A 13,789-nucleotide genomic window follows, 5' to 3' on the forward strand; every position below is an offset into this window, starting at 1 on the left:
TTTACGCCGACCTGATACATCGAGCCGAGCTCCGGTCTTGAAAGCCATGGAGATCGGCTCCCTCTCCCCCGGGAGAGGGCTGGGGTGAGGGCAGCGATCTTGAGCGAACACAGCGACCGGCAAATACTCAGTTCCAACCCGCCCGATCCATCATCCGGATCGCTTCCGCCTGACGCTTGCCCGCCACTTCCACCGGCAAGGTATCAGCGACGAACTGGCCCCAAGCCGCCACTTCCTCCGAAGGTTTCACCGCCGGGTTGGCCGGGAATTCCTGATTCACGTCAGCGAAGATCTTCTGCGCCTCAGGCGTGGTCATCCACTCCACCAGCGCCTTGGCTGCTTCCGGGTGCGGCGCATGCTTGGTCAGGCCGATGCCCGACAGGTTCACGTGCACGCCGCGATCGGCCTGATTCGGCCAGAACAGTTTCACCGGCAAGTCCGGCTTCTGCTTGTGCAAACGACCGTAGTAGTAGGTGTTGACGATGCCGACGTCGCACTGGCCGGCATTGATCGCCTCCAGCACTGCGACGTCATCGGAGAACACATCGGTGGACAGGTTGTTGACCCAGCCCTTGAGGATCTTCTCGGTCTTCTCGGCGCCGTGCACTTCGATCATGGTCGCGGTCAGCGACTGGTTGTAGACCTTCTTCGCCGTGCGCAGGCACAGGCGCCCTTCCCAATTCTTGTCGGCCAGCGCTTCGTAGGTGGTCAACTCGCCCGGTTTCACCCGTTCGGTGGAATAGGCGATGGTCCGCGCGCGCAGGCTCAGGCCGGTCCAGGCATGCGTGGAGGAGCGGTATTGCGCAGGAATGTTGCTGTCGATGGTTTTCGAGGTGAACGGCTGCAGGATGCCCATCTGCTCGGCCTGCCAGAGGTTGCCGGCGTCGACGGTGAGCAGCAGGTCGGCGGTGGCGTTCTCGCCTTCGGCCTTGATGCGCTGCATCAGCGGCGCTTCCTTGTCGGTGATGAACTTGATCTTCACCCCGGTTTTCGCGGTATAGGCGTCGAATACCGGTTTGATCAGCTCATCGATACGCGAGGAGTAGACCACCACCTCGTCGGCGGCCTGGGCGGTGGCGCTGCCGATCAGGGTCAGGGCCAGTGCGGTCAGAAGACGCTTGGGTGCCAACATGGGAGTGGTCTCTCGGTCGGAAAATGTGGGCCAAATGATAAGGACTCACATTTACCAGCTCAATCGAACACTTGAGCAAGGAGTTACCAGATGTTGCATGAATTCCAAATTGCTGGCCTCTGTGGCGAGGGAGCTTGCTCCCGCTGGAGGCCGAAGGACTCCCAATGCTGCCACAATGGCTTTTGGGGCCGCTTCGCAGCCCAGCGGGAGCAAGCTCCCTCGCCACAAAGAAATAATTGCCTTCAGGGTTTGGCCAGCGCTGGCAGGTCGCCGGTCAACCCCAGCGCCTCACGCACAAACAACGCCTTCGCCTCCGGCATCTGCTCCACCAGCTTCAACCCGGCATTACGCAACCAGCGCAGCGGCAGCGGATCGGCCTGGAACAGACGCTCGAAGCCCTCCATCGCCGCCATCAGCGCCAGGTTATGCGGCATGCGCCGGCGTTCGTAGCGGCTCAGCACTTTCACATCGGCCAGACGCTCACCACGTTCGGCAGCCTGCAACAGCACTTCAGCCAGCACCGCTGCATCGAGGAAGCCCAGGTTCACACCCTGCCCGGCCAACGGGTGAATGGTATGCGCCGCATCACCTATCAGCGCCAGCCCTTCGGCGACGTAGCGCTTGGCATGCCGTTGACGCAACGGCACGCACAGGCGCGGATCAGCGCTGATCACCTCGCCCAGGCAGCCTTCGAACGCCCGGTCCAGCTCACGGCAGAATGCGGTTTCATCCAGCGCCATCAGGCGTTCGGCTTCACTCGGGGTGGTCGACCAGACGATCGAGCACCAGTCCTGCTGCCCGTCACGTTCCAGCGGCAGAAACGCCAGCGGCCCGTGATCGGTGAAGCGCTGCCACGCGGTCATCCGGTGTGGCTTGCTGCTGCGCACACTGGTGACGATGGCGTGGTGCAGGTAATCCCACTCGCGGGTGGCGACGCCGGTCAGGCGGCGCACCGCCGAGTTGGCGCCGTCCGCGGCAATCACCAGCGGCGCACGCAACTGCCGGCCATCGGCCAGGGTCAGCAGCCAGTCGTCGCCGGAGCGGCGCATCTGCTCCAGCCGTGCGTTGGCCAGCATGCCCAGATCGCAATCGTGCAAACGATCGAGCAAGGCATCCTGCACCACGCGGTTTTCGACGATATGACCGAGCACTTCGGCATGCACACTGCTCGCCGAAAAATGAATCTGTCCGGTGCCGCTGCCGTCCCACACGTGCATGTCGGTGTACGGGCTGCTGCGACGCTGGGCGATACCGTCCCAGACGCCGAGGCGTTCGAGAATCCGCTGACTGGCCGCCGACAAGGCGCTCACTCGCGGCTCGAACGGCGCGGCGGCATCGAACGGTTTGACGCTCAGCGGGCTGCCGTCGAGCAGCAACACTTCCAGGCCGCTGTCCTGCAACGCCAACGCGAGGGCGCTGCCGACCATTCCGGCTCCGACAATCAGCAGATCTGCGCGCATTTCCATGCTTAAGCCTGTCTCGCTTGCGGCTTGAGCCGCACGTAAAGGGGTTTAGCGAGCGCGCCAGTTGGCGGCGCGCTGCTGAAAGTGAAAGTGCCGACCCGCCGCTCAAGCATCCGGCCGCGTCCCCAGCCCCATGGCCTGACGAGCAAACCAGCGCTTGGCCGGTGGCAACAGATCGAGACCGAGCAGGCCGATGTTGCGGCCCAGCGAGACCAGCGGCTGGGTGCTGCCGAACAGTCGGGTGACCTGATCGGAGAAGCCCACGGTGAGCTCCTGATCCAGACGCTGCCGCTCGCGATAGGCCTGCAATGTAGGGAAGTCGCCCAGCGGTTTGTCGCTGGCAAGCAGCGCAGCGGCCAAGGCATCGGCATCACGCAACGACAGGTTGAAGCCCTGTCCGGCAATCGGGTGCAGGCTGTGCGCGGCATTGCCCAGCACGGCCAGATGCGAGCGCACTTGCTCCTCGGCCTCGACCAGTGACAACGGATACAGATGCCGCGCACCGACCTGTTTCAGGGTGCCGAGGCGGTAGCCGAAAACACCCTGCAGTTCACTGAGGAAATCGCGTTCGCTCAAATCGGCCAGGCGTTGCGCGTCCATGCCCAGACGGGTCCAGACCAGCGCGCAACGGTTGTCTGGCAGCGGCAGCAAGGCCATCGGCCCTTCGTCGGTGAAACGCTCGAAGGCCATACCGTTGTGCGCTTCGCTCGGGGTGATGTTGGCGATCAGTGCGCTCTGGTTGTACGGACGCTTGCGCACGTTGATGCCCAGTTGCTCGCGCAGACCAGAGCGACCACCATCGGCGAGCACCGCCAGATCGCACTCGACGGTTGTTTCATCGTTGAGGGTCAGGCGATAGCCGTCGGGCAGCGGCTCCATGCGCGTGACTTCCGCCGGGCAGCGCCAGCTGATCACGTCTTTATCCAGATGCTGCCACAGGCACTGGCCGAGCCAGGCGTTCTCCACCACATAACCGAGCGCCGGCACGCCCTCTTCCATCGCCGACAGACGGGCGGTGGAGAAGCGACCACGGTCGGACACGTGAATCTGTTTGATCGGCTCGGCGCGGCGGGAAATCTCCTGCCACACGCCCAGCCGTTGATAGATCTGCCGGGAACCGAAGGACAGCGCCGACGAACGTGCGTCGTAGCTCGGCTGCCAGCTGTCGCCGGGGGCGAACGGTTCGATCAGGACGATTTTCCAGCCACGCGCCTTGGCCCCGGCCTGCAAGGCCAGCGCCAGACTGGCGCCGACCAGGCCGCCACCGATGATTGCCAGATTGACTCGACTCATGCCGCGTGTGTCCGTGCTTGCGCCATCAGCGCTTCGATTTCGGCGACGGTTTTCGGTACGCCGCTGGTCAATATTTCACAACCGGTCTTGGTCACTACCACGTCATCCTCGATGCGCACGCCAATGCCGCGCCATTTCTTCGCTACGTTCTGGTTGTCCGGGGCAATGTAGATGCCCGGCTCGACGGTCAGCGCCATGCCGACCTCCAGCACTCGCCATTCGCCGCCGACCTTGTATTCGCCGACGTCGTGCACATCCATGCCCAGCCAATGGCCGGCACGGTGCATGTAAAACGCTTTATAGGCTTCGGTCGCGATCAACTCATCGACCTCGCCTTGCAGGATTCCGAGCTTGACCAGGCCTGCGGTAATCACCCTGACCGTGGCTTCGTGCGCCTGATTCCAGTTTTTGTTCGGGGCGATTTCAGCGAATGCGGCTTCCTGCGAGGCCAGCACCAGTTCGTAGATCGCCTTCTGCTCGGCAGAGAACTTGCCGTTGACCGGCCACGTGCGGGTGATGTCGCTGGCGTAGCAGTCGATCTCGCAACCAGCGTCGATCAACACCAGATCGCCGTCCTTGAGCAGCGCGTCATTCTGCTGGTAATGCAGGATGCAGCTGTTGCGCCCGGCAGCGACGATCGAACCGTAGGCCGGCATCTTCGCGCCGCCCTTGCGGAACTCGTAATCGAGCTCGGCTTCGAGGCTGTATTCGTAAAACCCCGGCCGGCTGGCCTGCATCGCCCGGATATGCGCCTGCGCGGAAATCCGTGCGGCTTCGCGCATCACCTTCACCTCTGCCGCCGATTTATACAGGCGCATGTCGTGCAGCAGGTGATCCAGGGCAACGAATTCGTTCGGTGGCTGGGCGCCCAGATGTGCCTTGGAGCGGATCACATTGATCCAGTCCATCAGGTGGCGATCAAATTCCGGGTTGCTGCCCATCGCCGAATACACCCGGTCGCGGCCTTCGATCAGGCCCGGGAGAATGTCGTCAATGTCGGTAATGGGGAACGCGTCGTCGGCGCCGTAATCACGGATCGCACCTTCCTGCCCTGCGCGCAGGCCGTCCCATAACTCGCGTTCGGCATTGCGTTCACGGCAGAACAGCACGTACTCGCCGTGCTCGCGGCCGGGCATCAGGACGATGACCGCCTGTGGCTCGGGGAATCCGCTGAGGTACTGGAAGTCGCTGTCCTGGCGGTAGACGTGCTCGACGTCGCGGTTGCGGATCGCGACCGCGGCGGCGGGCAGGATCGCGATGCTGTTGGGTTCCATCTGCGCCATCAGGGCCTTGCGGCGACGGCTGTATTCCGCTTTGGGGATATGGATCATGGGCAGATGGCTTTCCCTGGCACGCGATTAATGCAGCGACGGCTTGGCGGCTGGCGGCACGTCGGCTTTTTTGGTTTCCGAGAACAGCAGCAGCGGTGCGACGCGCAGGTATTCCATGACTTCCATGTAGTCGCTTTCGCCGTCTTCGGATTCTTCCAGAGCGTCTTGCACCTGGGAGATCGCCGCCAGATCCTGCAGCACTTCGGTGGCTTCGGTGCTGAGCATGCTGCTGTCGCGGCAGTTCAGGCCGAAACCGCTGAGGAAGCCCTGGCACCATTGGCCCAGTGCGGCGGCGCGGTCGGCCAGCGGTGCGTCATCGGTCGGCAACAGCAGAACGACGGTGACGTCACTGCCGGTCAACTCACCCTTGACCATCTCTTGCAGGCCGATCAGGGCGTTGCGGACGTTGTCCTGTGGCTCGTTTTCCAGAAGTTCGGCGGCATCGATCAGCCACTCGTCGGCGTTGAATCCGGCACCGGCGCAGCTGCGGCCGAGCAGCAGGCCATGCAGTTCGGCAGGCGAGACGTTGTGGCCGCTGGAAGTCAGCAGGGTGGCAAAGGCTTGGTACGGGGAATTCGCAATGGTCATGGGCAGCTAGGCGCCAGACGGCGCTATGTCTAGAATGAAGGCCTTGTATCCTACATCGACAGACTCGCCAAGACTATTAAAGGCTGTCCGCCAGCCAGGCGCCTGCCGCCCATCAGATGAATTCAGTGGACACAATGGAAGACACCGACCTGCAAGCGCTGATGGCCAGACTCGAGAAGCTGATTACCCGAGTCGAGCAACTAAAGAGTCAAAACGCACTCTTACTAGCTCAGGAAAAGACCTGGCGCGAGGAACGCGCTCACCTCATTGAAAAAAACGAAATCGCCCGGCGTAAGGTCGAATCGATGATTTCGCGCCTCAAGGCCCTGGAGCAAGACTCATGAGTTCAAGCAATAGCGTTACCGTGCAGATCCTCGACAAAGAATATTCGATCATCTGCCCCCAGGAAGAACGCAGCAATCTGGTCAGCGCCGCCCGCTACCTGGACGGCAAGATGCGCGAGATCCGCAGCAGCGGCAAAGTCATCGGCGCCGACCGTATTGCGGTGATGGCCGCGCTGAACATCACCCACGACCTCTTGCACAAAGAAGAGCGCCCGGACATCCAGGCCAGCGGCTCGACCCGTGAACAGGTGCGCGACTTGCTCGATCGTGTCGATCTGGTGCTGGCCGACGATCCGGACATCAGCAAGGGCTGATTCGCCAGGCCGCTTGAGGTATACTCGCCGCACTCCCTGGGGTGCTTGCCAGTTGACGATGTCCCTGAGCCGATTCGCACTACCCTGGAAGTTGCACGTTGGGCTGGTGTGCATGTCCGCCAGACGGAAAGCCTTAAAGTCTACTGCATCTTCCACCTTGAACTTTCGGGTTCAAGGGCTAAGTTGACAGCGGTTCATCCGGGGAGCCTGATTCGAATCCGATGCCGGTTTTTGCCGGCATCGGATTTTTTATGCGTGCGTTTTCGCCCTCACCTGCCGAAGCCGAACCATGACCGAACCTGCGCTGCTGCCCCGCCCGCAACTCCGCCGCCTGCTGCGCAAGGCGCGCCGTGCACTGACTCCCGGTGAACAACGGCAGGCCGCCAAAGGCCTGTTCCGGCAACTGGCGCAAGACCCGCACTTTCGCCGGGCCCGACATATCTCTCTGTACCTGCCCACCGACGGTGAAATCGACCCGCGCCTGCTGCTGCGCGAAGCCCAGCGTCGCGGCAAGGCCACCTACCTGCCGGTGCTCAGCGCCTGGCCGCGAACCAAAATGGTGTTCCAGCGGATTCGCCCCGGCGACAAGCTCAAGCCCAACCGCTTCCGCATTCTCGAACCGCGGGCCAATCTGGCCCATCAGCGCAAGGTCTGGACCCTGGATCTGGTGTTGTTGCCACTGGTGGGGTTTGACGATGCTGGCGGACGCCTGGGGATGGGCGGCGGATTCTACGATCGCAGTCTGGCGTACCTGGTCCGGCGCAAAAACTGGCGCAAGCCGACGTTGCTGGGCCTGGCCCATGAATGTCAGAAAGTCGAACGCCTGGCGCAGGCCAGCTGGGATGTACCGTTGCAGGGCACGGTCACCGATAAGGCGTGGTATTTCGCGGGATAGACGCCGCGCAGATCAGCGGCGTCGGGAAGGCAGTTTCAGCGCTTGAAGGCGGTCGACTGTTGGACCTGTTGCGCGACTTCAACCGGAGCATCGGTCTTGCTCGTCCACAGACTTTGCGCGTAACCGGTGGTCACGACGCCAAGGCCGAACAAAATAACCAAAGTCCATAGCAAATCCGGTTTGCGTTTCATCGATTGCCCCCCTCAAGGCACATCATCACGATGACAGCAGCGGTTTCCATTCGTAGGCCGTGCAGCAGCGTCAAGCTTTAAAGGCCGGCATTTTGCGACAACGTGAACCTCGGCGCAAACGCTGACGTCAACCGACCGTCGGTTTGTCATAAAATTGCCCGACAACCTGCCCAATGACCGCTTGAGGAGCAAAAGACATGGCCTATTGGCTGATGAAATCCGAGCCCGACGAACTCTCGATCAAAGATCTGGAGAAACTCGGCAAAGCGCGCTGGGACGGGGTTCGCAACTATCAGGCGCGCAATTTCCTGCGGGCGATGGCGGTCGGCGATGAGTTCTTTTTCTACCACTCCAGTTGCCCGGAGCCGGGTATCGCCGGGATCGGCAAAATAATCGAGGCGGCGTACCCGGATCCCACCGCACTGGAACCCGAGAGCCATTACTTCGACCCGAAGGCCACACCCGATAAAAACGCCTGGACTGCGATTGATGTTGCGCATGTCGAGACGTTTGCCCGGGTATTGAAGCTGGATTATCTGAAGCCGCAGACTGCGCTGGCGGAGATGCCGTTGGTGCAGAAGGGTTCTCGGCTGTCGGTGATGCCAGTGACGGCGGAGCAATGGGCTGCGGTGATCGCGCTCAAACCCTGATCATTTCGCGACTGTTGGATCGCTTTCGCGAGCAAGCCCGCTCCCACAGGGTTGCGCGGTGATCACACATTCATGTGACACGACAAACCACTGTGTGAGCGGGCTTGCTCGCGAAGAGGCCCGTCCGGACAACGAATTTCTTACTGAATGATCAAGTTGTTGAACAACAGGTCTTCAACCACCGGCTTGCCGGTCTCGTCGTTCATCACTTGCTGGGTCTGCTTCAGCGCTTCCTGACGCAGCTTCTCCTTGCCTTCGATGCTGCCCATCGCCTCGGTCGTCTGCTGAGTGAACAGCGCCACCAGTTGATTGCGGATCAGCGGCTCGTTGGCCTTGACCAGTTTGGTCGCCTCGTCGCCAGTCACACGCAGCGCCACATCGGCCTTGTAGACCTTGAGCTTCGGCGTGCCGTCCAGCCCGTAATTGCCCACGAACGGCGGGCTCAGGGTGATGTAGTTGACCTTCGGCGCCTCGCCTTCTTTGGCTTCTTCGGCCAGCGCTGCCACAGGCAGAGACAGGGCCAGCAACAACATGATCCACGCTTTCACAATTCGCTCCTTATCCGGTTTGCGGCCTAGCATAACGACCCGCCGCGCAAGCACAAGCTTATGGCTGACTATCAGGGTCGGGCATGCTCGTTGACCCGTTGACTGACACACCTACACTTATCGGCCATCACTCCCAAAGGAATAGCCCTGATGAAAGCCGTGCTGTGCAAAGCCTTCGGCCCTGCCGAATCGCTGGTGCTGGAAGACGTCGCCAGTCCTGTCGCGAAGAAGAACGAAATCCTGCTGGAGGTGCACGCCGCCGGGGTCAACTTCCCGGACACGCTGATCATCGAGGGCAAGTATCAGTTCAAGCCGCCCTTCCCGTTTTCTCCGGGGGGCGAAGCGGCCGGCGTGGTCAGCGCCGTCGGTGAGAAAGTCAGCCATCTGAAAGTCGGCGACCGGGTCATGGCCCTGACCGGCTGGGGCAGCTTCGCCGAACAGGTCGCGGTGCCGGGCTACAACGTGCTGCCGATCCCGACGTCGATGGATTTCAATACCGCTGCGGCGTTCAGCATGACCTACGGCACTTCGATGCACGCCCTCAAGCAGCGCGCGAACCTGCAACCGGGCGAGACCCTGCTGGTGCTCGGCGCTTCCGGCGGCGTCGGTCTGGCGGCGGTGGAAATCGGCAAAGCCATGGGCGCCCGGGTGATTGCCGCCGCCAGCAGCGCGGAAAAACTCGCCGTGGCCAAGGCCGCCGGCGCCGATGAACTGATCAACTACAGCGAAACCAGCCTCAAGGACGAAATCAAACGCCTCACCGACGGTCAGGGCGCCGACGTGATCTACGACCCGGTCGGCGGCGACCTATTTGACCAGGCCATTCGGGCGATCGCCTGGAACGGCCGCTTGCTGGTGGTCGGCTTCGCCAGCGGGCGCATCCCCGAATTTCCGGTCAACCTTGCCCTGCTCAAGGGCGCGGCAGTGGTCGGCGTGTTCTGGGGCTCCTTCGCCCAGCGCCAGCCGCAGGACAACGCGGCGAACTTCCAGCAGTTGTTCAGCTGGTTCGCCGAGGGCAAGTTGAAACCGCTGGTGTCGCAGGTGTATCCGCTGAGCAACGCGGCGCAGGCGATCAATGATCTGGGGCAACGCAAGGCTGTGGGCAAGGTGGTGGTGCAGGTGCGCTGAGTTTTTCAGGCCGGTGACTTCCCGCAACCGGCTTGAGCCGCGCACAGCAGCGACGCAGCGTCGCCCTCAGCGGCGCTGCGTCGCCACCTGTCAAAGCAAATCACGAACCTCTCCCGGCAGAAAACTCATGTATCTACGCATAGGGTTTTCCCGGCAGCCCCTGACGATCATCGGTACGCGCCGGTTCATCTCGGCGATGATCGCCCGTCGCTGTTCATCGGCCAACTGACTCTTGTGGATCACGTTCGAAATGTACGCACGGGTGTAGTCGAACACCTTCGCGTCAACCAACGCGTGCTCTGGCATGTTTCTGAAACCGCCATTGATGACGTGACACTTAACTGACTTCAGCCACTGATTGATGTCGATCGGCTGATCCAGATCCAGTCGAAAGACTATCGGCGCAACGACCGACTGCTCCGCCGGCCGCTCTCCCGCTACTGTCCAGGGTTTGAATCGCCACTGTGTTACCGCATCTTTAACCACCTCAGCCAGGTCGGGATGAGCACTTTGCACAATGTTGATCCCGCTGACAGAACCATCCGCCTTGACGATGAAGCTGACCCTGACCTCGCCTTCGACCCCGGCTCTGGACAACACCTTGGGGTAAATCGGCATGGGATTGTTTTCGGGTATGAGCAACCCTTCCGCTGCCAGCGCGAGGCTGAAGATCATCAATAAAAGCCCAGCAAAAAACCATCGCATGATCCCGCCCCTTCCCTAGTGAAATGCCTGTTCGGCAACTACAGAAAGGTTACGGAGCAAGGTCCTTTAACTGAATGGCGCAGCTTCGCTTTGCGATGCAGGACATTTCCTGATCTCGATGGGAATTCTGGCCAGCCCCCTGCGCAAAGGGCTTCAGGTACATTTTCTGACGGACGTTTAGCCGCCGCTTGCACCAGCGAGGTCGCCCGGCAACAGGTGTTCCTGCACTTTATGGCTGCGAGACGGGATCAGTCGCCCGTTCTCATCGAAGCGCAGGACGATCAGCCAATCGAATACATCATCCGGCCATTTTTCCTGTCCCATCAGCGCTGTCGCGTCGCCGCCGAACGCCTTGATCAGCTTATTGATATGGCCGTGATGCCAGGCGATCAGCACCGTTGGCGCCTGATTGCTCTTGCGCAACAACCCGACCAGTTGATGGAGATCACCATTGATGTAGGGCTGCTCGATCGGCAGCTTCAAACGCTCGGACAGCGGCGTCAGCGTCAGGCGCGAGCGCGAACTCTCCGGGGTGTCGCCGGCAGCGATCAAGCGCTGGGGGGTGAGCGTCTGGCCGTCGAGTTTCAGCGGATTGAAATAGTCGACGTAGGCGGCCGCACGCTGTTCGCCGCGGGCATTGAGTAGCGATCCCGCATCCGGCTTTTCCGCGTGCCGAATGATCAGCACCGTGGCGTTGCGCAGACCGGAATGGGCCGGATGATCGGTGACGATCAAGATCAGCATGACAACGGCGATTCCAGCCGCCACCAAAAATCTCGGCACCAACATGCGAACCTTCAGTGACATTTCTTATCTCGGCTGATCAATCGGCTGAACGGGCCGCGAGTCTAAGTCACCCAATGTTGATAAGGGGTGAAAACGCCCTGTTCTTACAGCTGAGCGACAGGTTCGTAAAAGAACATGCGACTTCCAACATTTTCCGCTGTTTTGCCGATGCGAACCGGTGCTATTTTCGGTAACGAAACTGTAACATTCGCATCCGCAGTCAAAACAAGAAATCTGGAGCTCTTGAATGTTTGCTTTCTTTCGACCTGCCGCACATCAGGCTCCATTGCCTGAAGAAAAAATAGACAGTACTTACCGACGCCTGCGCTGGCAGATCTTCGCCGGTATCTTCTTTGGTTACGCCGGTTACTACCTGCTGCGCAAAAACTTCTCGCTGGCCATGCCGTACCTGATCGACGAGGGCTACACCCGGGGTCAGTTAGGTGTGGCAATGTCAGCCATCGCGATTGCTTACGGCTTGTCGAAGTTCTTGATGGGCCTGGTGTCCGATCGTTCCAACCCACGTTACTTCCTGCCGTTCGGCTTGCTGATCTCGGCAGGCGTGATGTTCGTCTTCGGTTTCGCACCGTGGGCCACGTCCAGCGTGACCATGATGTTCATTCTGTTGTTCATCAACGGCTGGGCTCAGGGCATGGGTTGGCCGCCGAGCGGTCGGACCATGGTGCACTGGTGGTCGCAGAAAGAGCGCGGTGGCGTGGTGTCGGTGTGGAACGTGGCGCACAACGTGGGTGGGGGCCTGATCGGTCCGTTGTTCCTGCTCGGCATGGGCCTGTTCAATGACTGGCATGCGGCATTCTATGTGCCGGCTGCCGTGGCCCTGGGTGTGGCGGCGTTCGCGTTCATGACCATGCGCGATACCCCGCAATCGGTTGGCCTGCCGCCAATCGAGCAGTACAAGAACGATTACCCCGAAGGCTACGATGCCAGCCACGAAGACGAATTCAGCACCAAGGAAATCTTCGTCAAGTACGTGCTGCGCAACAAAATGCTCTGGTACGTGGCCATGGCCAACGTCTTCGTCTACCTGCTGCGCTATGGCGTACTGGACTGGGCCCCGACGTATCTGAAGGAAGCCAAGCACTTCACCGTGGACACCACGTCGTGGGCGTACTTCTTCTACGAGTGGGCCGGTATTCCAGGCACGCTGCTGTGTGGCTGGATGTCAGACAAGATCTTCCGTGGCAATCGCGGCCTGACCGGCATGGTATTCATGGCGCTGGTCACCGTGGCGACGCTGGTCTACTGGCTCAACCCGCCGGGCAACCCGACTATCGACATGATCGCGCTGTTCTCCATTGGCTTCCTGATCTATGGCCCGGTGATGTTGACCGGTTTGCAGGCGCTGGAACTGGCACCGAAGAAAGCCGCCGGTACTGCAGCAGGCTTCACCGGTCTGTTTGGTTATCTGGGTGGATCGGTCGCGGCCAGTGCAGCGATGGGCTACACCGTGGACCATTTCGGCTGGGACGGCGGCTTTGTGCTGCTGGTGGGCGGCTGCATCATGGCGATGGTTTGCCTGGCACCCACCTTGTGGCACAAGAAAGTCGCCAGTCAGGGCCGTGAGGCGCTCGCCTGATCGACCTTTGACTTGCAGCGCTTGAGCCGCGCCTCCAGATTTCGATCCGGCATGGCGTGGCTGCGCAGGGCGTGGGCGGTCTGCTCGACATAATCGCGAGTGGTGCCGTAGCGCCCGCAAGCGCTTTCGAACACCTGACTCAGCACATGATCTGACAAGTTGCCAGCATAGCTGGGCAGGTGTCGCTCCAAAACAAACCCTAACGCCTGAACCTGGCTACCGTCCTCAAGACGGCAGTTGAGCCAGTGTGGACGATAGGACGGGAACGGCATCTCGCGTTTCCACAGTGCATACAGCGCAGCGTCGAGATTTTCTTCCGGCAGCCGATAGGCAAAGCCGCTGCACGAACCGCCACGATCCAGACCGAACACCAGCCCGGGCATTTCCGGCGTCCCACGGTGCTCGTGCGACCACAGATACAAACCGCGATGATAGCCATGCACCCGCCCGCGCACCCGCTCCACCGCCGAACATTCCGGGCGCCAGATCAGCGACCCGTAGGCGAACAGCCACACCGGCCCGCCCTTGTGGCGCGCCATGGTCGATTGCATGGAAGCGAGAAGTTGTTCGTGAGTGAGCTGCGGCCCCAGATCGAGCCGCGGAGGATAAGCCAGATTCAGAAAAGCAGATTCTATGGCTGTCATGACGGAAGTGTTCGGCCCCGCAAGTATTACAAGATGTAAGCGCAATTCGTTCGATAGAACATATAGCAGTAAATCTAAAACGAAAAGTGCTAAAGGATGTATGACCTGCTCGATAGCGCTAAACCGGGTGTATCAGTCAACGCTATGCGGTTTTATATAGCCTAATACCATTGCCGAAAT

General features: G+C 60.9%; 16 protein-coding genes and 1 other RNA gene. 7 read left to right on the forward strand and 10 right to left on the reverse strand.

Annotated elements, in window-relative coordinates; translation table 11 throughout:
• Window positions 1-127: 127 nt before the first annotated feature.
• The 5 genes from V9L13_RS19355 to V9L13_RS19375 all read right to left on the reverse strand — a co-directional run bounded on the left by V9L13_RS19355 (window position 128) and on the right by V9L13_RS19375 (window position 5,807).
• Window positions 128-1,132, reverse strand: a complete 1,005-nt coding sequence (locus tag V9L13_RS19355) for an extracellular solute-binding protein (protein WP_103483638.1) — start codon at window positions 1,130-1,132, stop codon at window positions 128-130.
• A 242-nt stretch (window positions 1,133-1,374) separates the two neighbouring features.
• Window positions 1,375-2,592 carry a 2-octaprenyl-3-methyl-6-methoxy-1,4-benzoquinol hydroxylase gene (locus V9L13_RS19360; protein ID WP_338802884.1) on the reverse strand — a complete coding sequence of 406 codons (1,218 nt, stop codon included), beginning with the start codon at window positions 2,590-2,592 and terminating at the stop codon, window positions 1,375-1,377.
• A gap of 108 nt (window positions 2,593-2,700) precedes the next feature.
• On the reverse strand, window positions 2,701-3,888 hold the full coding sequence (gene ubiH, locus V9L13_RS19365) for a 2-octaprenyl-6-methoxyphenyl hydroxylase (protein WP_338800284.1): 1,188 nt from the start codon (window positions 3,886-3,888) through the stop codon (window positions 2,701-2,703).
• Window positions 3,885-5,219, reverse strand: coding sequence for a Xaa-Pro aminopeptidase (gene pepP, locus V9L13_RS19370; RefSeq protein ID WP_338800285.1), 1,335 nt, complete (start codon window positions 5,217-5,219; stop codon window positions 3,885-3,887). Before pepP ends, ubiH begins: the two co-directional genes overlap by 4 nt.
• A 27-nt stretch (window positions 5,220-5,246) precedes the next feature.
• Window positions 5,247-5,807, reverse strand: coding sequence for a YecA family protein (locus V9L13_RS19375; protein WP_003229301.1), 561 nt, complete (start codon window positions 5,805-5,807; stop codon window positions 5,247-5,249).
• A 134-nt stretch (window positions 5,808-5,941) separates the two neighbouring features.
• On the opposite strand from V9L13_RS19375, the gene V9L13_RS19380 reads away from it, so the two are divergent.
• The 4 genes from V9L13_RS19380 to V9L13_RS19395 all read left to right on the forward strand — a co-directional run bounded on the left by V9L13_RS19380 (window position 5,942) and on the right by V9L13_RS19395 (window position 7,360).
• Window positions 5,942-6,151, forward strand: a complete 210-nt coding sequence (locus tag V9L13_RS19380; RefSeq protein ID WP_103483758.1) for a TIGR02449 family protein — start codon at window positions 5,942-5,944, stop codon at window positions 6,149-6,151.
• Window positions 6,148-6,465, forward strand: a complete 318-nt coding sequence (locus tag V9L13_RS19385) for a cell division protein ZapA (RefSeq protein WP_007967943.1) — start codon at window positions 6,148-6,150, stop codon at window positions 6,463-6,465. Before V9L13_RS19380 ends, V9L13_RS19385 begins: the two co-directional genes overlap by 4 nt.
• A 30-nt stretch (window positions 6,466-6,495) precedes the next feature.
• Window positions 6,496-6,674, forward strand: a non-coding RNA gene (ssrS, locus tag V9L13_RS19390) — 6S RNA.
• Window positions 6,675-6,754: 80 nt separating this feature from the next.
• The gene (locus V9L13_RS19395) at window positions 6,755-7,360 is read left to right on the forward strand and encodes a 5-formyltetrahydrofolate cyclo-ligase (protein WP_338800286.1); all 606 of its coding nucleotides are present in this window, start codon (window positions 6,755-6,757) and stop codon (window positions 7,358-7,360) included.
• Window positions 7,361-7,395: 35 nt separating this feature from the next.
• Here the strand turns inward: V9L13_RS19395 and V9L13_RS19400 are convergent, their stop codons facing one another.
• A complete protein-coding gene (locus V9L13_RS19400) occupies window positions 7,396-7,551 on the reverse strand; it encodes a hypothetical protein (protein WP_003229308.1) in 156 nt (51 codons plus the stop codon).
• A 197-nt stretch (window positions 7,552-7,748) separates the two neighbouring features.
• On the opposite strand from V9L13_RS19400, the gene V9L13_RS19405 reads away from it, so the two are divergent.
• Window positions 7,749-8,201, forward strand: a complete 453-nt coding sequence (locus V9L13_RS19405) for an EVE domain-containing protein (protein WP_338800287.1) — start codon at window positions 7,749-7,751, stop codon at window positions 8,199-8,201.
• 140 nt (window positions 8,202-8,341) lie between these two features.
• Here V9L13_RS19405 and V9L13_RS19410 read toward each other — a convergent pair whose 3' ends face one another.
• Window positions 8,342-8,749: a flagellar basal body-associated protein FliL gene (locus V9L13_RS19410; RefSeq protein ID WP_177482361.1), complete on the reverse strand. Its 408-nt coding sequence runs from the start codon at window positions 8,747-8,749 to the stop codon at window positions 8,342-8,344.
• 150 nt (window positions 8,750-8,899) lie between these two features.
• On the opposite strand from V9L13_RS19410, the gene V9L13_RS19415 reads away from it, so the two are divergent.
• Window positions 8,900-9,877, forward strand: coding sequence for an NADPH:quinone oxidoreductase family protein (locus V9L13_RS19415; protein ID WP_338800288.1), 978 nt, complete (start codon window positions 8,900-8,902; stop codon window positions 9,875-9,877).
• Window positions 9,878-9,967: 90 nt separating this feature from the next.
• On the opposite strand, the gene V9L13_RS19420 is transcribed toward V9L13_RS19415, so the two are convergent.
• Together V9L13_RS19420 and V9L13_RS19425 are read right to left on the reverse strand one after the other, a co-directional pair.
• A complete protein-coding gene (locus V9L13_RS19420) occupies window positions 9,968-10,582 on the reverse strand; it encodes an energy transducer TonB (protein WP_338800289.1) in 615 nt (204 codons plus the stop codon).
• Between the two features lie 177 nt (window positions 10,583-10,759).
• Window positions 10,760-11,389 (reverse strand): flagellar basal body-associated protein FliL, encoded by a 630-nt coding sequence (locus V9L13_RS19425; protein ID WP_338800290.1) that lies wholly within the window; start codon window positions 11,387-11,389, stop codon window positions 10,760-10,762.
• A 226-nt stretch (window positions 11,390-11,615) separates the two neighbouring features.
• Here V9L13_RS19425 and glpT point away from each other — a divergent pair, with 226 nt between their 5' ends.
• Window positions 11,616-12,965, forward strand: a complete 1,350-nt coding sequence (glpT, locus tag V9L13_RS19430; protein ID WP_338800291.1) for a glycerol-3-phosphate transporter — start codon at window positions 11,616-11,618, stop codon at window positions 12,963-12,965.
• Here the strand turns inward: glpT and V9L13_RS19435 are convergent.
• Window positions 12,941-13,609, reverse strand: coding sequence for a gamma-glutamylcyclotransferase (locus V9L13_RS19435; RefSeq protein WP_338800292.1), 669 nt, complete (start codon window positions 13,607-13,609; stop codon window positions 12,941-12,943). The genes glpT and V9L13_RS19435 overlap by 25 nt on opposite strands.
• Between the last annotated feature and the right edge of the window lie 180 nt (window positions 13,610-13,789).

This window comes from Pseudomonas sp. RSB 5.4, assembly GCF_037126175.1.
Lineage (GTDB): Bacteria > Pseudomonadota > Gammaproteobacteria > Pseudomonadales > Pseudomonadaceae > Aquipseudomonas > Aquipseudomonas fluorescens_H.